General features: G+C 59.6%; 20 protein-coding genes and 1 riboswitch. Of the genes, 7 read left to right on the top strand and 13 right to left on the bottom strand.

Features of this window, described 5'->3' with window-relative positions; translation table 11 throughout:
* Positions 1-67: 67 nt before the first annotated feature.
* Complete coding sequence (locus NTD84_RS17795) at positions 68-592, top strand: DUF4946 domain-containing protein (RefSeq protein WP_262168190.1); 525 nt, start codon at positions 68-70, stop codon at positions 590-592.
* 168 nt (positions 593-760) lie between these two features.
* Here the strand turns inward: NTD84_RS17795 and NTD84_RS17790 are convergent, their stop codons facing one another.
* Positions 761-1,126: a histone-like nucleoid-structuring protein, MvaT/MvaU family gene (locus tag NTD84_RS17790; RefSeq protein ID WP_262167948.1), complete on the bottom strand. Its 366-nt coding sequence runs from the start codon at positions 1,124-1,126 to the stop codon at positions 761-763.
* Positions 1,127-1,360: 234 nt separating this feature from the next.
* On the bottom strand, positions 1,361-2,896 hold the full coding sequence (locus tag NTD84_RS17785) for an EAL domain-containing protein (protein ID WP_262167945.1): 1,536 nt from the start codon (positions 2,894-2,896) through the stop codon (positions 1,361-1,363).
* A 407-nt stretch (positions 2,897-3,303) separates the two neighbouring features.
* Here NTD84_RS17785 and hppD point away from each other — a divergent pair, with 407 nt between their 5' ends.
* Positions 3,304-4,380, top strand: a complete 1,077-nt coding sequence (gene hppD / locus NTD84_RS17780) for a 4-hydroxyphenylpyruvate dioxygenase (RefSeq protein ID WP_262167942.1) — start codon at positions 3,304-3,306, stop codon at positions 4,378-4,380.
* A gap of 126 nt (positions 4,381-4,506) precedes the next feature.
* Here hppD and rarD read toward each other — a convergent pair whose 3' ends face one another.
* The 9 genes from rarD to NTD84_RS17735 all read right to left on the bottom strand — a co-directional run bounded on the left by rarD (position 4,507) and on the right by NTD84_RS17735 (position 13,998).
* Positions 4,507-5,388: an EamA family transporter RarD gene (gene rarD / locus NTD84_RS17775; protein WP_262167940.1), complete on the bottom strand. Its 882-nt coding sequence runs from the start codon at positions 5,386-5,388 to the stop codon at positions 4,507-4,509.
* Between the two features lie 261 nt (positions 5,389-5,649).
* A complete protein-coding gene (locus NTD84_RS17770) occupies positions 5,650-6,663 on the bottom strand; it encodes an aldo/keto reductase (RefSeq protein WP_262167937.1) in 1,014 nt (337 codons plus the stop codon).
* 114 nt (positions 6,664-6,777) lie between these two features.
* Positions 6,778-8,052, bottom strand: coding sequence for an HlyD family secretion protein (locus NTD84_RS17765; protein WP_262167934.1), 1,275 nt, complete (start codon positions 8,050-8,052; stop codon positions 6,778-6,780).
* A complete protein-coding gene (locus tag NTD84_RS17760) occupies positions 8,042-9,514 on the bottom strand; it encodes a TolC family protein (protein ID WP_262167931.1) in 1,473 nt (490 codons plus the stop codon). The genes NTD84_RS17765 and NTD84_RS17760 overlap by 11 nt, the downstream gene beginning before the upstream one ends.
* The gene (locus tag NTD84_RS17755) at positions 9,507-10,697 is read right to left on the bottom strand and encodes an ABC transporter permease (protein ID WP_262167928.1); all 1,191 of its coding nucleotides are present in this window, start codon (positions 10,695-10,697) and stop codon (positions 9,507-9,509) included. The genes NTD84_RS17760 and NTD84_RS17755 overlap by 8 nt, the downstream gene beginning before the upstream one ends.
* Positions 10,685-11,395 carry an ABC transporter ATP-binding protein gene (locus NTD84_RS17750; protein ID WP_262167926.1) on the bottom strand — a complete coding sequence of 237 codons (711 nt, stop codon included), beginning with the start codon at positions 11,393-11,395 and terminating at the stop codon, positions 10,685-10,687. Before NTD84_RS17750 ends, NTD84_RS17755 begins: the two co-directional genes overlap by 13 nt.
* Positions 11,396-11,495: 100 nt before the next feature.
* Positions 11,496-11,960, bottom strand: coding sequence for a hypothetical protein (locus tag NTD84_RS17745; protein ID WP_262167923.1), 465 nt, complete (start codon positions 11,958-11,960; stop codon positions 11,496-11,498).
* A 109-nt stretch (positions 11,961-12,069) separates the two neighbouring features.
* Complete coding sequence (locus NTD84_RS17740; protein ID WP_262167920.1) at positions 12,070-12,525, bottom strand: hypothetical protein; 456 nt, start codon at positions 12,523-12,525, stop codon at positions 12,070-12,072.
* Between the two features lie 162 nt (positions 12,526-12,687).
* A complete protein-coding gene (locus tag NTD84_RS17735) occupies positions 12,688-13,998 on the bottom strand; it encodes an MFS transporter (protein ID WP_262167917.1) in 1,311 nt (436 codons plus the stop codon).
* A 171-nt stretch (positions 13,999-14,169) separates the two neighbouring features.
* On the opposite strand from NTD84_RS17735, the gene NTD84_RS17730 reads away from it, so the two are divergent.
* Entirely contained in the window at positions 14,170-15,291 is a 1,122-nt protein-coding gene (locus NTD84_RS17730; RefSeq protein WP_262167914.1) for a sugar diacid recognition domain-containing protein, read from the top strand.
* Positions 15,292-15,398: 107 nt separating this feature from the next.
* Here NTD84_RS17730 and NTD84_RS17725 read toward each other — a convergent pair whose 3' ends face one another.
* On the bottom strand, positions 15,399-15,887 hold the full coding sequence (locus NTD84_RS17725) for a GFA family protein (RefSeq protein WP_262167912.1): 489 nt from the start codon (positions 15,885-15,887) through the stop codon (positions 15,399-15,401).
* A gap of 57 nt (positions 15,888-15,944) precedes the next feature.
* The gene (locus NTD84_RS17720; protein WP_262167909.1) at positions 15,945-16,112 is read right to left on the bottom strand and encodes a hypothetical protein; all 168 of its coding nucleotides are present in this window, start codon (positions 16,110-16,112) and stop codon (positions 15,945-15,947) included.
* Positions 16,113-16,290: 178 nt separating this feature from the next.
* Positions 16,291-16,460: riboswitch (yybP-ykoY riboswitch) on the top strand.
* Positions 16,461-16,466: 6 nt separating this feature from the next.
* Between NTD84_RS17720 and mntP the strand changes: the two genes are divergently transcribed.
* The 4 genes from mntP (at position 16,467) to NTD84_RS17700 (ending at position 20,383) form a co-directional block, all read left to right on the top strand.
* Entirely contained in the window at positions 16,467-17,036 is a 570-nt protein-coding gene (gene mntP / locus NTD84_RS17715; RefSeq protein ID WP_262167907.1) for a manganese efflux pump MntP, read from the top strand.
* A 137-nt stretch (positions 17,037-17,173) separates the two neighbouring features.
* Positions 17,174-18,058, top strand: coding sequence for a LysR substrate-binding domain-containing protein (locus NTD84_RS17710; RefSeq protein WP_262167905.1), 885 nt, complete (start codon positions 17,174-17,176; stop codon positions 18,056-18,058).
* Between the two features lie 100 nt (positions 18,059-18,158).
* Positions 18,159-19,283 carry an agmatine deiminase gene (gene aguA, locus NTD84_RS17705; protein ID WP_262167903.1) on the top strand — a complete coding sequence of 375 codons (1,125 nt, stop codon included), beginning with the start codon at positions 18,159-18,161 and terminating at the stop codon, positions 19,281-19,283.
* Positions 19,284-19,285: 2 nt separating this feature from the next.
* Positions 19,286-20,383, top strand: a complete 1,098-nt coding sequence (locus tag NTD84_RS17700; RefSeq protein ID WP_262167901.1) for an extracellular solute-binding protein — start codon at positions 19,286-19,288, stop codon at positions 20,381-20,383.
* The last annotated feature ends 49 nt before the right edge of the window (positions 20,384-20,432 follow it).

Raw genomic sequence — 20,432 nt, 5'->3', positions numbered from 1 at the left:
GTCGGCTATTGCCTGACGGGTTGGGGAGGCTCAGACTTTGCGGTTCAACCCGCGAGTATTCATTGTAATGATCCGATCCTGTAAATCGCTGTTGGTTCTGCTTGGTCTGCTGTCCGGGATTGCCGGTGCTCATGCCGATCAGCCAGCCGTGACCTGGCCAGATGGCTGGGAAGTCGAAGCGGTGCCGCCGGATGATGCCAGGCCTCAGGTGAGCCGGCAGCGCGCGGTGAAAAACGATCAGGGCGGTACGCCGGTGATGGTCATGGAACTGACCATGACGCCCGTGGACACCGGGCATCAAGTCAATGTGCAAGGCGTGTTGCTGGAGATGCGCAAGTCACTGCAGAAGGACTTTTTTCAGGGTGGCTATCAAAGCGTTTGCAACAAGATCCACCCGGCAACCTTGAGCCGGTTATCGGCCCTGGAGACGACCTGCACGATTACCCAGAACGGCCGGCATGTGTTGTCGCAAACATTGGTCGCGGCAGTGGATGAGGATAAGGCTTATGTTCTTTCTTACGCGGGGCAGGCCGAGGCTTATAAGGCCAGCCAGGATGAAATAGAGGCTGCTCGAAGCAGCTTGAAACTTTAGTGGTGGATTTGCACGTTCGTGCATTTCGCAATCTTTAGATACCCAAAAGAATTAAGCCAAAAGTTGTTGTTCATGTAGCGACTTGATCGATTTCAAATCGTTTCATTTGTCAGGTATCCATAAAAAAGCCCCGCTTCGAGGCGGGGCCGTTTTTGTCATTGCGAGTGTTTAGCCGCGCAGCCAGGAATCAACGGTGCCCGCACCGTATTTTTCCTTCCAGGCTTTCAAGCCGCGGTGATTGCCGCCCTTGGTTTCAATCAGCTCACCGGTGTGCGGGTTCTGATAAACCTTGACCACGCGAGCGCGGCGGGTTTTCGGCGCAGTGGCCTGTTGCAGACCGGATTTTGATGGGTTCGGATCGAGAATGGCGACGATGTCACGCAGGCTCTTGCCGTAGGTTTTCATCAGCCCCTGGAGCTTTTCTTCGAATTCGATTTCTTTCTTGAGCCCGGCATCGTTCTTCAGGGATTCCAGCTGTTTGAGCTGCTCTTGAAGGGCCTTTTCAGCTGCACGAAATTCAGCGAGTCTGGACAATATCTTTACTCCAATAGTGTGTTTGGCTGATACCAACCGCAAACAAAGCTATAAGCCAAGAGCCTTGAAGCGACTCGGTGATAATTGGCTCACCTGCCAATCTAGCGCAGGCAAGAAAAATTGTAGTAGTTAATTGGCAAAGAGTAAATCCTGTCTTTTTCTTCATGTAACAAGATGGGTTTTTTGATTCAAATCGGTGCACGGTGGTACGCGCTCATCGCATAAAACCGCTAGTTAACGGTGACTTAATGCACTAAGGAAGTCTGCGCCGGGCATCGGTCGGCCGAACAGATAACCTTGCAGGAAGTTAACCCCATGGGCGCTGAGGTAATCACTTTGTTCGGTGGTTTCCACGCCTTCGGCAACGATGCCCAGATCGAGTTTGGCCGACAGTTCAATGATGCTGTCCAGAATGTGCCGCGACAGGGCATCGGCACCGATCATGGCAACAAAGCTCTGGTCGATTTTCAGGAAATCGACATTGAACTGACGCAAGTAACCGAGGCTTGAATGACCGGTGCCGAAGTCGTCGATGGCGATCATTACGCCCAGTTCATGCAATTGCTCGAATAGCTGGAGGGTGACGGGCGTGGGTTCGATGAGTTGGCGTTCGGTCAGTTCCAGCACCAGGTTGATGGTGCCCGGGACAAAGGCGCCGATAAATTGCCGGCAATCCTCGACCAGTTTCAGGTCCTTGCAATGGCTGGCGGTGATGTTGATGCCGATGTGAAACGGTTCGTTGAACGAGGCCGAGACAGGGCCCAGCAGTTGCGCGGTCTGCTGCATCAGTGAGCGCGTCATCGGCACGATCAGCCCCGAGTGCTCGGCAAAAGGGATGAACAGGTCGGGTCGCACCAGGCCTTCCTTCGGATGATTCCAGCGCATCAGCACTTCGGCACCGGACCATTTTTTGCTGTCACCATGAACCACCGGCTGGAAGTACGGAACGAATTCTGCCGCTTCCATCGCGCGCTGCAGTTCATGGCTGGGAGACGTCGAGCGCTTCTGCAGAAAGTGGCCGATGCAGCCCGAGACCACGCCGAAGAAGATCAGCAAGCTGAACAACGGTGGGTACTCGCTGCTCATGTAGCGCCAGGTCTCGCCCTCGGGAAACCCCGCCGTGACCGAGAAGGCATAACGCGTGGAATCGAGTCGGGTTTGCGCCACCGGCAGGGCGGGGAGGGCTTCCTGGTGGAACTGGCCATCGGCGGACAGCCAGTTTGAGCCCACTTGCAGTCGGAGCACGGTGGAGTGGCCAATCATGCGCAACACATTGCTCAAGTGATAGCCGTCCAGCGTGCTCAGCGCACCCTTTTTTCCTTCGCTGATGCGATACACCAGCACCGCGCTGTTGGGCGTAACAAGGTTGCCTTTCATCAGCGCCAGCTTGCCGTCGCTGTAGTCGCCGGCATCGATTTTTTCGTGGAAGTCGCCGAACAATGAACTGCAATAATTCACGTCGTCCCACACCAGGTTGGTCGAGCGCACGAAGGGGCGGCGGGTCACTTGCTCGCGCAATGCCAGGTTGACGTCGATGCAACTCTGGCCGGCCAGCGGCAGCAGTTCGCGTGCGGCCTGGGCGGTGTTGTCGAGCATCAGTTCGAACTGGCGAATGGCTTCTTCGGCAGTCAGCCGGGTGCTTTGCTCAAGCGTGCGTCCGGCCTGCATATACAGGATGGCGGAGCCCAGAATCACGGGCAGCAGGCCGCTCAATAGCGTCACGGCAATGCGGCTGGCGCGCGGGCGGCGGGGTTTGACAGTCAATGGCATGTGCGAAACCTGAAGCGAGGAAATAGGGCGCTCAAATGTTGGCAGGACAACGGCACACCTCCCACGATGAGTTCGGTCAGTGGCCATGATAGTCCACGGCAAGCCTCGGGCCTGTTAAAACCCCTTGCGCGAGCAGGGAAAAAGGGGATTTGATACAGAAGGCGGACAAACCTATTTACGCTGTGTAGAATCCGGTTACGCATATAAGAATAATCGTCTTCTGGCAGCAGAAGCCTCGCCCGCAAGAGCCTTGGGTCGACAATGAAGAGTTTCGGGTTTCAATTGATCTACGGTGACTTCCTCGCCCGCAGCGTGCGGGGCATCTCCTGTGCGCCACCCGCCCGTCTCAGCAGTGCTTGCAACTAACGATTCGTTAATTTCAAAAGCAGCATGATGAGGCGTCAACCATGGCAGATTTATACGAAAACCCAATGGGCCTGATGGGCTTCGAGTTCATTGAATTCGCGTCGCCCACCCCGAACACCCTGGAGCCGATCTTCGAGATCATGGGCTTCACCAAGGTAGCGACCCACCGTTCCAAAGACGTGCACCTGTATCGCCAGGGCGCAATCAACCTGATCCTCAACAACGAACCTGACAGCGTCGCCTCGTACTTCGCGGCAGAGCATGGCCCGTCGGTGTGCGGCATGGCGTTCCGGGTCAAGGATTCGCAGAAGGCCTACAAGCGCGCACTGGAACTCGGCGCCCAGCCGATTCACATCGAAACCGGCCCGATGGAGCTGCACCTGCCGGCGATCAAGGGCATCGGCGGCGCGCCGCTGTATCTGATCGACCGGTTCGGCGAGGGCAGCTCGATCTACGACATCGACTTCGTGTTCATCGAAGGCGTTGAGCGCAATCCGGTCGGGGCTGGCCTGAAAATCATCGACCACCTGACCCACAACGTGTATCGCGGTCGCATGGCGTACTGGGCGAATTTCTACGAGAAGCTGTTCAACTTCCGTGAAATTCGCTACTTCGACATCAAGGGCGAATACACCGGCCTGACTTCCAAGGCGATGACCGCACCGGACGGCATGATCCGTATCCCGCTGAACGAAGAATCGTCCAAGGGCGCCGGGCAGATCGAAGAGTTCCTGATGCAGTTCAATGGCGAGGGCATCCAGCACGTGGCGTTCCTCAGCGATAACCTGATCGATACCTGGGATCGCCTGAAGAAAATCGGCATGCGCTTCATGACCGCACCGCCGGACACCTATTACGAAATGCTCGAAGGCCGTTTGCCGAACCACGGTGAACCGGTTGATCAACTGCAGGCGCGGGGTATTTTGCTGGACGGTGCGTCCGAGTCGGGCGACAAGCGTCTGCTGTTGCAGATATTCTCGGAAACCCTGATGGGGCCGGTGTTCTTCGAATTCATCCAGCGCAAAGGCGACGATGGCTTCGGCGAGGGCAACTTCAAGGCGCTGTTCGAATCGATCGAGCGTGACCAGGTTCGTCGTGGCGTGTTGTCCACTGACTAACCCGTCAACGCAATAAAACTGTGGGAGCGGGCTTGCTCGCGAAGGCGATGTGTCATTCAACTCAAGTGTTGACTGACTCACCGCTTTCGCGAGCAAGCCCGCTCCCACATTTGTTTTGCGTGGGGCTTAAGGGCGGCGCTGTCTTGTCAGGTGCTTGAACCCTTCGAACATCAGCACCAGCACCGCCGCCCATATCGGGATGTAGGTCAGCCATTCCCCGGCCTTGATGCTTTCCCCAAGCAGCAACGCCACACCCAGCAGCAACACCGGCTCGACGTAGCTCAACAGCCCGAACAGGCTGAACGGCAGCAGCCGGCTGGCGACGATGTAGATCACCAGCGCCGAAGCACTGATCACGCCGAGCATCGGGATCAGCAGCGACAGCCAGGGGTGCTGGTCAAACACGTTGAACCCTTGCTCCCCGGTCTGCACGAACCAGAACGCCACGGGCAGCGTCAGCGCCATGTCCAGCCACAGGCCGCCCAGGTTGTCCGCCGCCAGGCGCTTGCGCAGAATGAAATAGGCTGGATAGCCCACGCACACCAGCAAGGTCGCCCAGGAAAAACCACCCACCTGATAAATTTCGTTGATCACCCCGAGGCAGGCGAAAAACACCGCGATTTTTTGCAAGTAGGACAGGCGTTCGCCGTAAACCATTCTTCCGGTCAGGACCATGGTCAGCGGCAACAGGAAATAACCCAGCGACACGTCGAGGCTGTAGCCGTTGAGCGGCGCCCACATGAACAGCCAGAGTTGCACGCCGAGCAGGGCGGAGGAGGCGATCAGCCCGGCGATCAGTTTGGGCTGGGCGGCGGCACGGCGGATGATCTCGCGCACACGTTTCCACTCACCGGACATCACCATGAACACGGTCATGCACGGCACCGTCAGCAGCATGCGCCAACCAAAAATTTCCACACCACTCAACGGCGTGAGCAGTGAAGTGTAGTAATACATGACGGCAAACAGCACCGAGGCCGAAACCGATAGAGCGATACCTTTAGACAAACTGTCCTCGCGAAGTTGAACGTGAAGCGGGGGGCGGAGGATACGTGGTTTTTGTGCCGGATATTGACCAATCGATCAACGTCGGTCATCTCCAGGAACACGCAGGCTCTACTCGGTAGGAGCAAGCTTGCTCGCGATAATGATGTCGACTGATACGACGCCTTCGCGAGCAAGCCCGCTCCCACACTGGGATCTGCGTCGAAGCATAGTCACGGAATCGACACATCACCCGAGTGAGAGCGGGCTTGCTCGCGAAAGATTTCAAGCCGTACGCGGTTTACGCCCCGACACGAAATGACTCACATCATTGAACCCCGGTGTCGACGCGTGCCCCGGCGTCACCAGCGAATCGATGAACGCCTCGTCCTCCGCCGTGATCTTCACCGCCTGGGCCTTGGTGTAGGCGTCCCACTGCTCTTCGGTCCGCGGCCCGACGATGGCGGAGGTGACGGCGCTGTTGTTCAGCACCCAGGCAATCGCAAATTCGACGATGCCCACGCCACGACCCTGGGTGTATTCCTGAATCTGCTGGGCGATGCGCAGGGATTCCACGCGCCATTCGGTTTCCAGGATGCGTTTGTCGGCGCGGCCGGCGCGGCTGTTGGCGTCCGGTTTCACGTCTGGCGCATATTTGCCGCTGAGCACGCCACGGGCCAGCGGGCTGTAAGGCACTACGCCCAGGCCATAATTCTGCGCGGCGGTGATCTGCTCGGTTTCAGCCTGACGATTGACGATGTTGTACAGCGGCTGGCTGATGACAGGCCGGTCCACCCCCAGTTTGTCAGCTACGCGAATGACCTCGGCGATACGCCAGCCACGATAATTCGACAGCCCCCAATAGCGAATTTTGCCTTGGCGGATCAGGTCGCCAACTGCCGACACGGTCACTTCCAGCGGCGTGTTGTGGTCTTCGCGGTGCAGGTAGTAGATGTCGAGATAGTCGGTGCCGAGGCGCGTCAGACTGGCGTCGATGCCATTGAACAGGTGCTTGCGGCTCAAGCCAGTGCGGTTCGGCACGCCGTCCACCGGGCCGAAACCGACTTTGGTGGCGAGGACCCATTCATGGCGGTTACCGGCAATCGCTTCGCCGACGATTTCTTCGGAGCGGCCCGCGGTGTAGACGTCGGCGGTGTCGATGAAATTGATGCCCTGGTCCCAGGCCTTGTCGATGATCCGCAGGGAATCTTCGGTGCTGGTCTGTTCGCCGAACATCATCGTGCCCAAGGTCAGGGTGGACACCTGCAGACCTGAATGACCCAACGTGCGGTAGCTCATGACGAATTCCTTTTACGAGTGGGAAAGCTTCAATCAAATACCAGAAACACCGGGCGTAGCAAAATGAATTGTTGGCGTCGAGAGCGGCGAGCATTCATGGCATCACGCGAAATCCTACAACCGATCGTCCCGATCGCCCGCGCGAACAAATCCCGGCGCAAGCCCGAACACTTCAACGCCGTTGAGCGTCGGGCGCCCAGTGGTAACGGTCATTGGCCGGGCAGGCTGGTCCATCGCCTCACGATAATCCACCACCCGATCCGGCCCTTCCTTACGAATGGCGTGCGGCGGGACGATGATCGCCTGCTCGTTGCGATACGTGGTGATGGACAGGCGTGCGCTCATCCCCAGGCGCACCCGTTGCAACTGTTCGGGCGTCAACGGTGGCACCGACAGCGTCACCGAAAACTTCGCGCTGCCGCCGACCTCGTCATTGGGCTCGGCCAGGCTGCTGACGATCTGCACCGTGCCTGCAAGGCGTTCTCCCTCGAAACCATCGCCCTCGATTTCGACGTCTTGCCCCGGATGCAGTTGATTGATATCGAGTTCCGAGACCATGGCGACGATCTTCAGCCGCTCGATATCGGCCAGGCCGAACACCACCTGGCCCTGACTCAATCGGGCCCCGACCTGCAACGGTCCGGCGGCGCCAGCGCCGGGAACGGCGTTAGTGGTGACGGGCACGATCACCCCGGTGAACGGGGCGACGATGTTCTGGCCGTCGAGCAATGCCTGCAATCCCTCGTATTTGACCGTGGCGTTTTTCAGCTCCATCTCGGCAATACGCCGATGCTCGCCCGTCCCTTGGTCCAGGGTTTGTTGCAGTTCGTTTTGCGCCGCCGTCAGCTCCAGCTGTTGCATCTGCAGCTGCTGGTCCAGATCGTCCAGCTCGTTACGGGGAATGATGCCTCGCGCCAGCAACTGCCGGGCGTCGCGGAGTCGGCGCTGCACAGTGCTCAGGGACACTTCAGCCGTTCGCACCGTTCGCCGTGCCCGGACCACTTGCGCACTGTTTTCCCAGTCCTTCAGTTCCTGCGCCACACGCCGGGTTTTGAGCTGCGCCGCCAAGGCATCACGCAGCTGCGTTTCGATCAGCACGGAATCAAGAGTCAGCAGCCGTTGTCCTTGTTCCACCCGTTGGCCGTGCTCTACCAGCAGCGACTGGATGTTGCCTTCAAATGGCGCGCTTAGAAAAATGGTCTTTTGCGGTTCGATTTTTCCGGCCAGCGCAATGCTGTGAACCAACGGTTCGCTGTTCACCGCCAGCCATTGTTCAGGGGCAGGCGCGCTGGTGAACGCTGCCCGTACGCCGATGATTGCAATGCCCGCCAGAACGATCGACGCCAGCAGGGCAATCTTTTGCCAGCGGTTTTTTTTATCAGGCGTCATTAAGGGCAATCTCCCAGCTTTCCAGCGTCATGCCGAGGGTCAGGTCGAGTTGGGTCTGGGCATTCAAATAGGCAATCAGCGCGCTGAGCCGGGCATTTTCCGCCGCCCGCAGGTCGCCCTCGAAACTGATGATCTGAAAGTTGCTGGAGCGTCCGGCATTGAGTTTTTCCCGTTCGATTTCCAGTTTTCGGCGTGACAGCTCGGTGGCGCGCTGGGCAATTTCATACTGGCGCCAGCGCGTGCCGAGATCGCGCACCACATTGTTGACGTCCCGTTCCAGTTCCTGGCGGGCGTCGGCCAAACTGATTGCCTGCGTCTCGACATTGATCCGCGCATGCACCTCGGCCTGACGGGTACTCAGGTCACCGAGGGGGATTTCCAGTTGCACGCCGGCGTAGCTGTCCCAGGTACGACCGACGCCAGCACCGCTGTCAGACCGGCCGTTCAGTTGATTGGCGCCGCCGACCAGCGAGACATCCCAACGCGCCTGGTCCCTGGCGATCAGCAGGTTCAGATCGGCCTGTTGGCTGCCGAGCAGCGTCGACAAATAGTTCGGTTGCTGGACCTGCGCGAGACGTAATGCTTCCTGCGGGTCAATGCTGACGCGGGACGCTTCGAGCATTTCACTGGCGCGGACCGGAGTCGACAGGTCCAGGGCGAGCAGGCGCAGCAGCGCCAGACGGTTGATGTGCAGCTGATTGTGCGCGTCCTCGACGCTCAGTTCCTGTGCTGCAATCTCGGCCTCGGTCTGGACGATTTCGAACTCGGCCATGCGCCCGGCGCTGATCAATGCCTTGTTCACCTCCAGCAATGACCGGGTGCGCTCAAGCGCCTCCTGAGCGATGGTCAGCTGTTCCTGCGACCGTAGCAGCTCGCGGTAAGTGGTGATGATGTCGGAGATCGCCTGGGCCACACTGGCCTTGAGATTCAGGCGGTTGGCCTGTTCCGATACCTGCGCCAGACGCAAGGGCGCCGTGGTCACGTCCCGGCCCGCGCCGCGCAGCAGTGGCTGGATGATCGACAGGTTGAGGCCGTCGCTGCGCACGCGACCGGCACGCTCGGCATCTCCCAGCTGGTGGGTCCAGCCGGTGCTGAGGCGCGTGCCGTGTTCGCCCAGCAGACTCACACTGGGCGACAGCGCGGTGTGGCGGCCCCGGTCGACGCTGCCTTGGGTGCCTTCGTGTTTAGCCTTGAGCAGCAGCTTTGGATTGAACGCATCCTTGGCCACGCGCAAGTCAAATTTCTGCGCCACTCGATGCAGGTAAGCGCTGCGAATTCCGCGATGATTGCGCAGGCCGAGGTACACCGCATCGCCCAGGGTCAGGTGCGTCGATTGCTGGCTCAACAGCACGCCGGGCTCGGCGCCACGGGTGACGGTCGGTGCCGACACGTCCATTGATGCGTGACCACTGCGCGCAATCAGACACAGCAACGTGATCGCCAGGGCGCCCCGACTATTCATCCCGCAATGCCTCCACCGGTTGCAACCGTGAAGCCAGCACGGCCGGGTACAGGCCAAAAAACACACCCACCAGCAACGTGCTGGACACGCCGAGCGGCAGTGACATCGGCGCCAGGAAAAACGTCCAGCCCGAGACGGTCGCGTAGGTGTAGGCGCAAGCGATGCCCAGCAGCCCGCCACACAAGGCGCCGACGGCGGTGAGGGTGATGGCCTCGAGCATGAACAAATGGCGGATGTCGCGCCGCCGAGCGCCCAGCGCCATGCGCACGCCAATTTCGCGGCGGCGCTGCGATACGTTCATCAGCATGACGTTCATCACGCCGGTGCCGCCACCGATCAGGGCAATACCCCCGAGCGCCATCAACAGGTAAGCGAAGGTGCGGGTTTGGCGGGTCAAGCCATCCATGAGTTGCTGCGGAACGAAGATCTCGACGTTCTTGGCGCCGGACAGCCGTTTCAGCGGGGCGACCAACGCCATGGCAACAGCATTGACGGAGTGTTCGGCAGTCACCCGAATGATCACGTCACGGATGGGCGCCGAATCGCTGACCCGGCGCATGCCGGCCAAGGGCAGGAACAGCGAGTCGTTGGGCCGGACCGGTATCAGCAGGCTGTCGGGTTGCTCGCGCAAGATGCCGACCACTTGAAACAGGTAGTTTTCAACGCGGATCCGGTCACCAATACGCAAGGGATCCCTGGTCGTACCGAGCTCTGCGGCCAGTCGGTGCCCTACCACGGCATAGGTATCACCCTGATCGAAGTCCGATAGGAACCGCCCCGCACTTAGCGTTAACCCCATTGCGCCCGGCAACTCGGCCGTGCTGCCGACCAGTTGGGTGTAGGAGGTACGTCCCTTGAACGTCACCGCACTGCCTGTTTGCGCGGTCGGGGCAACCTGCATGAGGTTCGGAATTGTGGCGCGTAGGTGATCAGTGTCCAGCGTTGTGCGAGCGGCACTTCCATCCTGGGTCGTTTCGGAAAGTTGAGCGACCAGCGTGGTGACGCCCATTCCCTTGAAAATCATTGCTGCCTCCTCGGCGGCGTTGCTGCCGATATTGATCATGGCGACGACGGAAGAACTGCCAATCGCAATCCCGATCAGCGCCAGCACCGAGCGTTTGCCCAACCCGCGCAGGCTCGCGCCGAGGTCCTGCAGCAGGGCGCTGGATATCAGGCTGAACAAGCAACGCCCTCTCGCACCACACCGTTGTCGACCCGCGCCTGGCGGTCCAGGCGCGCGGCAATCGCGGGGTCATGGGTGACCACGATCAGCGTCACGTTGTGGGTTTGGTTGAGCGACAGCAGCAACGTCATGATCTCGTCCGCGGTGCGACGGTCGAGGTTGCCGGTGGGTTCGTCTGCCAGGATCAACGACGGTTCGCCGACCAACGCCCGGGCAATCGCCACTCGCTGCCGCTGACCGCCAGAGAGGTCGGCAGGGCGATGCTGGGCGCGCTGTTCCAGGCCGACCTTGACGAGCATGTGCAGGGCGCGTTCTCGCGCTTCGTTGTGTGGGGTATTCCGATAGCGCAGGGGCAAAGCCACGTTGTCGAGTGCACTCAGGCGCGGCATCAGGTTGAAGCTCTGGAAAATGAAACCGATGTGGCGATTGCGGATGGCAGCCAGTTCATCCGGTGTGGCGGTGAATATGTCGTGACCGGCAAAGTAATATTCACCGGAATCGGCTGAGTCCAGTAAACCCAGAATATTAAGCAGCGTGCTTTTGCCTGAGCCGGAAGTGCCGAGTAGGGCGCAGCTTTCACCTGTGTTTATTGTCAGGGAAACATTGTTGAGGATGGCCAGGTTTTCGATGGAGTGTTGATAGCTTTTCTGGATGTTTAAAAGGTGGATGAGACGCTCATTCATAGCGATGTCAGGCATTCATGGAGGGCTGGCGACGTTGCTCGCCACTTTGTGGGTGGCGAGCAGGTTTTATCTATATTGAATGGCTATGGGATTTTAGATTGATGCTTGATTTAAATCAGATAAGGAGTTCGCTGCTGCAACTGGGATCCTTTTTTCTGGGTCTGTCAAAGACAAAAGTTACTCGGACCAACACCTTGCTCCCGGCAATGCTCGGGATGTTTTGTGTGACGCTGTGCCATTGGTTGTCTTGTCTACGGTTGTCGGGGGATGCGACCTCTTTGACAGGTCCATTCGAGCTGAAGGCAGCCAGGTTTATATTGGCTTTGTCGCCATAAGTTGCTAACTCGTCGTCTTGATAGATCTTGTACTGAGTTATGTAAATACCTTTGCTGCTACCGTAATTGTAGTAATGACCTTTGACATATCCCTGAAAGAGACCGTTGCCAACACCACAGGAAAGCTCGAACGGTTTGGCAACGGCTCCGGCCATGTCTGCTTGGACAGGGCTCGAAGCACTGGCGATAGGGGACAGACAGGCTAGCGATACGGACAGCAAAAAACCTGCAATAAACTTGTGCATTCAAAAATCCTTTTTTTCGGAAAGCGCTCGCGGCCTTATAAAGCCGCGAGCAAAGGTCTTAGTGCTAGGGAAAATCGCAATCAAGTCGCTTGGAAACCACGCTTTTTATTCAACCAAGATTGGCCGCTCCTTCGCACCTCGGATCTTTGCCTTTTTTGTCGAAGACAAACTCAACCCTTACCTGAGTGGCTGGCCATGGCGAGTGCCAGGAAACACCGACGTCATGCCACTGGCCATCCTGTTTCATACTGTCGGTTGATTTGAACGGTTTGCTTCCGCCTCCGCCAGCGTTGGCAATGGTCGTGTTTACATTGGCTTTATTACGTGTAGGGTCAGCATTGAGGATTCTGTATTGATTCACATAGACGCTTCTGCCGTTTTGGCCATAGTTATAGTAATGCCCTCTGGCTTCGCCCCTGAAACCATCTTTACTGCACGAAAGGCTGAACGCAACGGAAGGCATTTTGCCAGAGTCGGATTGTGTGGGGACGGCCGCGTTAGTGGTCAGCGGCAGGCAAGCTAATGACAACGACAGGCACAAACTAGTTACGGATAGTTTGATCATTTAGATACATCCTTCTAGATTTTTTATACCTCGCTAAACGTCAGTAAACGAGGCGATTGCAGACTATCGCCTCATCTAAGTAATTACTGTAGGAGCCAGCAGTGCGACAAGTAGGAAGGTTCCTGCATGTCGCACGGCAAATGACTCACGGGATGAAAAACATCAAACCCGCAGCGTTCGCGTCATGCGCAACGCCAGCACACTGCCACACACGATCACACCGGCCAGCAGGTACAACGCCGCATCGGTCGAGCCTGTGCTGTCCTTGACCCAACCCACCAGGTACGGGCTGAGGAAGCCCGCCATCTGGCCCATGGAGTTGATCAACGCCAGGCCGCCAGCGGCCGCGCCGGCACTGAGCAGGGCGGTGGGCACTGGCCAGAACATTGGCAGGCCGGTGAGGGCACCCATGGTGGCGATGGTCAGGCCGAGGATGGCGATGGCGGGCGTGGTGGCGAAGTTCACAGCGATCAGCAGGCCCGCTGCGCCCATCAGCATCGGCACGACCAAGTGCCAGCGACGTTCCTTGCGCAGGTCTGCCGAGCGGCCGACCAGCAACATGAACACCGCGGCCAGCAGGTACGGAATCGCGCTCAACCAGCCGATCACCAGGTTATCGCTGAAGCCCAGGTTCTTGATGATCGACGGCAGCCAGAAGTTGATCGCGTAGACACCACTCTGGATGCAGAAATAGATCAGGCCGAACGCCCAGATTGCCGGGTTCTTGAACACTGCTAACAACGTGTCGCTGGTGGTTTTCGGTTGGTTGGCCAGGTCTTCGGCGTGGTCGGCTTCCAGCACCGAGCGCTCGAACGGGGTCAGCCATTTGGCGTTGGCGTAACTGTCGCTGAGCAGGAAGTAGGCGAGCGCGCCGAGGATCACGGTCGGGATACCTTGCAGCAGGAACATCCACTGCCAGCCGGCCAAACCGCCCTGGCCCGCAGCGAAGTGGTTGAGGATCCAGCCGGAGAACGGGCTGCCGAGCAGGCCGGACACGGGGATCGCTGACATGAACAGCGCCATGATGCGGCCGCGGCGGAAGGTCGGGAACCACTGCGAGAGGTACAGCACCACGCCGGGGAAGAACCCGGCTTCGGCAGCGCCGGTGAACAGGCGCAAGGTGTAGAACCCGGTCGGGGTGGTGACGAACAGCAGGCAGGTCGACAGCGTGCCCCAGACGATCATCATCAGCGCGATCCAGCGCCGTGGGCCGAATCTGGTGAGCGCCAGGTTGCTCGGCACGCCGCACAGCACGTAGCCGATAAAGAAGATCCCGGCGCCGAGGCCGTACACGGTTTCGCTGAATTTCAGCGCGTCGAGCATCTGCAGCTTGGCAAATCCAACGTTCACCCGGTCGAGGTAATTGAACAGGTAGCAGATGAAAATGAAGGGGATCAAACGCAGGGTAATGCGTTTGTAGACGGCATTTTTTTCGTCAACGACGGCCTGGGTTGTGGCGGCGCTCTGTGACATGGCGGCTCTCTCTTTATTATGATTTTTTGCGATGCAAAGGGTAACGTTGTTCGCCCTGAGAGTCTCGGCCACCTCGAGGGTGGCTGTCTTTGTGCCTGAGCACAGGGTTTGCGGCCCGGCCCTGTGCGGGTGAACAACCCTCGATTCATTACGCTTGCAAGGATTCCCCCTATGTTCGAACTCGATCACGACCTGGCCCAGGACATCGTCGACCGGGCGATGGCGATCCTGCCCTACAACGTCAATGTCATGGACAGCCAGGGATTGATTCTTGGCAGCGGTGAACCGGAGCGGATCAACACGCGGCACGAAGGCGCGCAACTGGTGCTGGCCAACGGGCGCGTGGTGGAAATCGATACGCAAACGGCGATTCACCTTAAAGGCGTGCAGCCGGGGATCAATTTGCCGTTGTTGCTCGATCAGCGCTTGATTGGGGTGTTGGGCATCACCGGCGAGCCGGAGCAATTGCGTACCTATGCCGAGCTGGTGCGGATGACCGCGGAGATGCTGGTGGGCCAGCGCAATCAGCAGGCCGAGCAGCAATGGCGGCGCCAGCGCTGTGATGACCTGCTGGCCTTGCTGCTGAGCGAGTCGGGTGATGCGCCGCGGTTGATCGATGAGGCGCAACAGTTGGGGTTGAAACCGCAGATGACGCGGGTGCCGTACCTGTTCGAGTTGGGACTGGAACACGGGCCGGGGCAGACAGTCGAGGCGCTGAGTGCGTGGTTGACGTTGCGCTACCCGGACAGTTGGTGTGTGAGTTCGGCGAAGTCATCGTTGCTGTGGTGTCGACCGGCAAACCAGGCCATCGAGAATGATCGGTTGCTGGAAAAGCTCGATGGGCTTGGCTGGAATATTTTGCGCATCGCCGTGGGCGGGCAGGCCGATGGCTTGTCGGGCTTGCGCCGATGCTATCGGCGAGTCGGCGACCTGCTGGCGTACGGGCGTGATGTGCTGCCCCATTCGCGCTTGCTGACGCTGACCCGTTATCGGCTGCCGGTGATGCTCTGGCGGCATCGCAACGACGATGCGCTGGATGAACTGCTCAAACCGCTGCGCAAGGTCATTGCCAAGGACGGTAACGGTCAATTGTTGGCGACCTTGCGCAGTTGGTGTGATCACGATGGCCAAAGCCAGGCGTGTGCGGAGGCGTTGGGGATCCATCGCAACAGTCTGCGGTACCGGATGGAGCGAATTGCCGAGATCAGCGGGGTGGATCCGTTGCGGCTGGACGGGATGCTGGCGTTGTACCTGGGGGTACAACTGCTGCCCCAGACCGATGGGCCTGCATAGGGGCAGAACTTGCTGGCGGCAGCGATCGCAGTGCATTGACAACTGTGGAAGCGGGGCGCCAGCGGGCACAGGGCAAAACGAAAACGCGCGGCAAGTGTGTTGCTGAATCAGCGGGCCAGACCCAGGCGCTCATGCCACTGCGCGATGGATTCCTCGGGCCAGGTCTCGCACTGCCGATCACCTTGATGCGGCGGCACTTCGACCCACGGTGCCTTCGAACCGAGCATCACGTGGGTGTACTCGGGCGGCACCGGCAGCGCCGTGTCGATGGCCGAGGCAAACGGGTGAATCAATTTCGGCCACTCCGGGCTGAACAGCCACAATCCGGAGCCACACACCGAACAGAAATGCCGTTGCGCGGTGCTGCGATGAGCGCGTTGGTCGCCGTCATCCTTGAGCCGCGCGTGGTAAATCGCGATGGATTTGCGACCCCGCACCTTCAGGCTGGCGGCGTCGCCGGAAATATTGACCGAGTAGCCGCCACCGCCCTGGGTCTTGCGGCAGATCGAGCAGTAGCAGCGTTGATAAGGGTAGGGGTGGACGCTGGTGAGGCTGAACGACACCGCGCCGCAATGGCAAGAACCTTCGAGTTGCATGGCCGAACCTCCAAATGACTGGCTGTTATTTCCATGACCGCCCGAAAAACCGCAGGTTCAGTGTGAGGTTGGCAGCAGAATCGCATCACCGGTCGCCACCCGTTTCAACTGGTCGCCGGTCTGGGCGAACAGTTCGGCGCGGGCGAACACTTGTTTCTTGCCGGCTTTCACCACGCGACCCCGGGCGATAAACACTTCGCCGACGGCGGGCGCCAGGCAATTCACTGAAAAGTGTGAAGCGAGGACGTTCCCGGCGGAAAATCCGCAAACGGTGTCGAGCAGGGCGCCGGTCAGCCGGCGTGCAGGAAACCGGCGCCATTTGTGGTGAATGTGACGGCGTTGGGAGAAGAACGATGACTCGGTCTCGAACGCGTTAATGCAATTTTCACATTCACTGGTTTACCCTGCGCACCTCTTTGGGGAGTAGCCTGCTTGCGCCTGTCGCAAGCGCCCGTATCAACATTCTCGGCAACCTGCCGTGGTACGGGCACCTTCTGGTTGGTGAGACCATCGACATACCTGCGCTGAAGTCGGGCGCGCGGGCATGTCGTGGACTCCAGCCCGACCGGATGTTTCAGCGTGAACCCAGCCTCTCTTGTTTTCCTCGCTTTCGCCATGTCCACCGACGCCTTTGCGGCTGCGATCGGCAAAGGCTCCAGCCTGCACAAACCGAAGTTTTTCGAAGCCTTGCGCGTCGGCGTGATCTTCGGCGTGATCGAAGCCATCACGCCAATTGTCGGCTGGTTCATCGGTCAGGCGGCGTCGCAATTCGTCTCCAGTTGGGACCACTGGATCGCCTTCACACTGTTGCTGGTTCTTGGCCTGCACATGATCTACAACGGGGTGAAGCCCGATGATGCCGAAGAGGAAATCGAGAAGCCCAAGCAACATGGTTTCTGGCTGCTCGCCGTCACCGGTTTTGCCACCAGCATCGATGCGTTGGCCGTCGGTGTGGGCCTGGCGTTCGTTAACGTCAACATCTGGTTGGCGGCCGGTTTAATCGGCCTGGCGACCCTGACCATGGTGACGATCGGTGTAATGCTGGGCCGGGTGATCGGCAGCGTGATGGGCAAGCGTGCAGAGATTGTGGGCGGCGTGGTGTTGATCATTGTCGGCGCGACCATCCTTTACGAGCATCTTTCGGCGTAGACCCTTCGCGAGCGGGCTCGCTCCCACAGCATTCCCTGTTGGAGCCGGCTTGCTGCTGACACACGATCACTCGGTGCCACTGGACGCCCACCGCCCGCCCGGTCAGCATGGGCATCTCACCTCCGGGACCTGACCTGATGCGACGCTTACCCTCCCTCGCGGCCCTCAAAACCTTCGAATGCGCTGCCCGCCACGCCCATTTCGGCCGCGCGGCGGCGGAGTTGTGTGTCACCGACAGCGCCGTCAGCCATCAGATCCGTCAACTCGAAGAGCAACTGGGCGTGTCGCTGTTCATCCGCGAAGGCCGACAGATCCGCCCGACAATCGCCGCCGGACGCCTGATGCAGAGCCTGCAGCAAGCCTTCGAGCTGATCGGCGAGGCCTGCGACGAATTGCGCGATCCCTCGTCGCTCGCGGTACTGCGCCTGGCGGTCACCGCCGAACTGGCGCAGAAGTGGTTGATGCGTCGTCTGACCGACTTCTATGCGCGCTATCCGCACATCACGCTGCACCTCTACGAACAACCGATCGATGCCACCGCGCCAGGGGAAGACATCGACCTGGCGATCACCTATGGCACCGGCCCCGTGGACAGCAGCGCCTACTTCGTCCGGCCGTTGCCCGCGCTGCAGTTCTTCCCGGTGTGCAGCCCCGGCCTGTTCAACCAGGGCACGCTGAAAGCCCCCAAGGACCTGGCGCGTCACTGCCTGTTGCACGACGACCAGGACGGCAAGACCTGGACCGCCTGGCTGACCGGTCATGCCGGTGACCTGCGTCCGCAACGGCAGCTGTATTTCGCCCACGCCGGTCTGGCGCTGGAGGCAGCGGCGCAAGGGCAGGGCATCGCGATGGGCGATAACCTCACGGCCCAGGAAGATTTGCTTGGCGGTCGTCTGGTCCGGCCGTTCACCTCAAGCATGACCGCGTTGGGTCAGTACGCGCTGGTGTGTGAGCGGGTGCGCCTGGAGCGTCCAGCCGTGGCGCAAATGCTGGAATGGTTCAACGATCAACTGATCGATTGATGAGTTGAATTCAAGTATTCCGAAATAATCATCGTTGGCGACGAGGGGCCAGGCGACCGTAGCCTGTGGTCATCCCAATCCCCGCTAACGAGGTTTGACCATGGCACGTTCGCTCGACTCCACCCCCAAACAAGACGGTTTTCGCCTGCCCGGCGAATTCGAGAACAAGGCCGGCTGCTGGCTCGGCTGGCCGGAGCGCACCGACGTCTGGCGCAACGGCGCCAAGCCCGCGCAGAAAGTCTGGGTACAGATTGTCACTGCCATCTCCCACAGCGAACCGGTCACCGTGTGCGCTTCCGCCGCGCAATTCGCCACCGCGCGCCGGCAATTGCCGCCGCAAGTGCGGGTGGTGGAAATGACCTGCAACGACACCTGGTTCCGCGACAGCGGCCCGTGCTTCGTGGTCAACGACGCCAGCGGCGAAGTGCGCGGCGTCGACTTCGAATTCAACGCGTACGGCGGCCTCGATGGCGGCTTGTACTACCCATGGGACAAGGACGATCAGATCGCGAGCAAGATTCTCGAAATCGAGCGGTTCGACCGCTATCGCGCGCCGTTGATTGCCGAACTCGGCGGCATCCAGAGCGACGGCCAGGGCAGCATCCTCACTACCGAACAATGCCTGCTCAACCGCAATCGCAACCAGCATCTGGGCAAGGAAGAAGTCACTCGCCGGCTCACTGATTACCTCGGTGCCGAGCAGGTCATCTGGCTACCTCGCGGCTGCAAGTTCGACGAAACCGACGGCCACGTCGACGACCTCGCGTGCTTCGTGCGTCCGGGTGAAGTGGTGTTGCAATGGACCGACAATCGCGATGACCCGCAATGGGAAATCTACCAGGAGGCCTACGACATCCTGCGCAGCACCCGCGACAGCCGTGGCCGCGAACTGATCGTGCACAAATTGCCACAACCTGACGTGCTGGAATGGACTGCTGAAGAGGCCGAAGGCCTGGATCAGCAGGACAGCACCCACACCCGCCAGGCCGGGACCAGGATCTGCGCCTCGTACATCAATTACTACGCCGGCAACCGCTCAATTGTGGTGCCGCTGTTTGGCGATCGCAACGACCAGGTGGCGCTGGCAACACTGGCCGAACTGTTCCCGCAGCACAAAATCGTCGGCATCGAAAACTCCCGGGAAATCCTCCTGGGCGGCGGCAACGTCGCGTGCATCACCATGCCGCAATACGCCGCGCCTGCCCGCAATAAACAGGGAGCGTGAACATGCGCCTGCACAAACTGACTCAAGCGTTATTGCTGGTGCTTGCACCCCTGTGTGTGCAGGCCGCCAACAGCGAAAAACCGGTGGTGAACCTGTATATCTGGGGCGAATACCTGGCCCCGGACACCCTGGCCAATTTCGAGAAGAAGACCGGCATTCACGTGGTCGCCGATCACTTCGACTCCCTGGAAACCGTCGAGACCAAGCTGCTCACCGGCCGCAGCGGCTATGACCTGGTGCTGACGGCGGGGCAGCACCTGTCCCGGGCCATCCAGAGCGGGGCGATTCAGACGCTGAACCCGCAACAACTGCCGCATTTTGCCGGCGTCGGTGATGAGTTCCGCCAGCACATGGCGGTGTTCGATCCGGGCAATCGTTACGCCGGGATTTATGCCTGGGGCACGACCGGCGTGGGCTACCAGCAGGAAGCCGTCAAGAAGCGCCTGCCCGATGCGCCAACGGACAGCTGGGCAATGCTGTTCGATCCGGACGTGGTGTCGAAATTTGCCGATTGCGGCGTGAGTTTGCTTAACGATCCCAATGAAGTGTTCGCCGCGGTGATGAAGTACATGGGGCTGGACATCAACCGCCAGAACCTCGACGACCTCAAGCAGGCCGAGCAGCAACTGGCGAAGATCCGTCCGTACATTCGCTATTTCGACAATGACCTGAACATCAGCGACCTGGCGAACGGCAACACCTGCGTGGCGATGTCGTGGAACGGCAACGTGGCCATCGCGGCGGGCCAGGCGGAAGCGGCGAAAAAACCGTTCACGCTGAAGTACCGCATTCCCAAGGAAGGCACGTTGATCTGGTTTGACGCCATGGTCATTCCCAGGGACGCGCCGCACCCCCAGGCAGGCCTGGCGTTGATGGACTACCTGATGACGCCCGAGGTGATTGCGCCAATCACCGACACGATTCACTACGCCAATGCGATCACGGCGGCGGACGCGTTGATCGACCCGGCCATTCGCAATGACCCGGGGACGTATCCGTCGGCAGCAGTGAGGGCTTCGTTGTACACCAAGAATGACAACGGCAAGGCCTTCAATCGGGCGTTGATTCGGGCGTTCAGTCGGTTGAAGTCGGGGTTGTGAACAGGTTTGAGTGATTTGTTGATCGGGATGACGCCTTCGCGAGCAAGCC

The organism is Pseudomonas sp. 14P_8.1_Bac3 (assembly GCF_025466085.1).
GTDB lineage: Bacteria > Pseudomonadota > Gammaproteobacteria > Pseudomonadales > Pseudomonadaceae > Aquipseudomonas.
The sequence above is the reverse complement of the archived record's forward strand: the minus strand, read 5'-3'. Positions and strand labels throughout refer to the sequence as shown.

Bases quoted from the DNA above. Each gene is read 5' to 3' on its own strand.
- NTD84_RS17795 (WP_262168190.1), top strand. From the start codon at position 68: ATGATCCGATCCTGTAAATCGCTGTTGGTTCTGCTTGGTCTGCTGTCC.
- NTD84_RS17785 (WP_262167945.1), bottom strand. From the start codon at position 2,896: ATGCCATTGACTGTCAAACCCCGCCGCCCGCGCGCCAGCCGCATTGCC.
- hppD (WP_262167942.1), top strand. From the start codon at position 3,304: ATGGCAGATTTATACGAAAACCCAATGGGCCTGATGGGCTTCGAGTTC.
- NTD84_RS17770 (WP_262167937.1), bottom strand. From the start codon at position 6,663: ATGAGCTACCGCACGTTGGGTCATTCAGGTCTGCAGGTGTCCACCCTG.
- NTD84_RS17765 (WP_262167934.1), bottom strand. From the start codon at position 8,052: ATGACGCCTGATAAAAAAAACCGCTGGCAAAAGATTGCCCTGCTGGCG.
- NTD84_RS17760 (WP_262167931.1), bottom strand. From the start codon at position 9,514: ATGAATAGTCGGGGCGCCCTGGCGATCACGTTGCTGTGTCTGATTGCG.
- NTD84_RS17750 (WP_262167926.1), bottom strand. From the start codon at position 11,395: ATGCCTGACATCGCTATGAATGAGCGTCTCATCCACCTTTTAAACATC.
- NTD84_RS17745 (WP_262167923.1), bottom strand. From the start codon at position 11,960: ATGCACAAGTTTATTGCAGGTTTTTTGCTGTCCGTATCGCTAGCCTGT.
- NTD84_RS17740 (WP_262167920.1), bottom strand. From the start codon at position 12,525: ATGATCAAACTATCCGTAACTAGTTTGTGCCTGTCGTTGTCATTAGCT.
- NTD84_RS17735 (WP_262167917.1), bottom strand. From the start codon at position 13,998: ATGTCACAGAGCGCCGCCACAACCCAGGCCGTCGTTGACGAAAAAAAT.
- NTD84_RS17730 (WP_262167914.1), top strand. From the start codon at position 14,170: ATGTTCGAACTCGATCACGACCTGGCCCAGGACATCGTCGACCGGGCG.
- NTD84_RS17725 (WP_262167912.1), bottom strand. From the start codon at position 15,887: ATGCAACTCGAAGGTTCTTGCCATTGCGGCGCGGTGTCGTTCAGCCTC.
- NTD84_RS17710 (WP_262167905.1), top strand. From the start codon at position 17,174: ATGCGACGCTTACCCTCCCTCGCGGCCCTCAAAACCTTCGAATGCGCT.
- aguA (WP_262167903.1), top strand. From the start codon at position 18,159: ATGGCACGTTCGCTCGACTCCACCCCCAAACAAGACGGTTTTCGCCTG.
- NTD84_RS17700 (WP_262167901.1), top strand. From the start codon at position 19,286: ATGCGCCTGCACAAACTGACTCAAGCGTTATTGCTGGTGCTTGCACCC.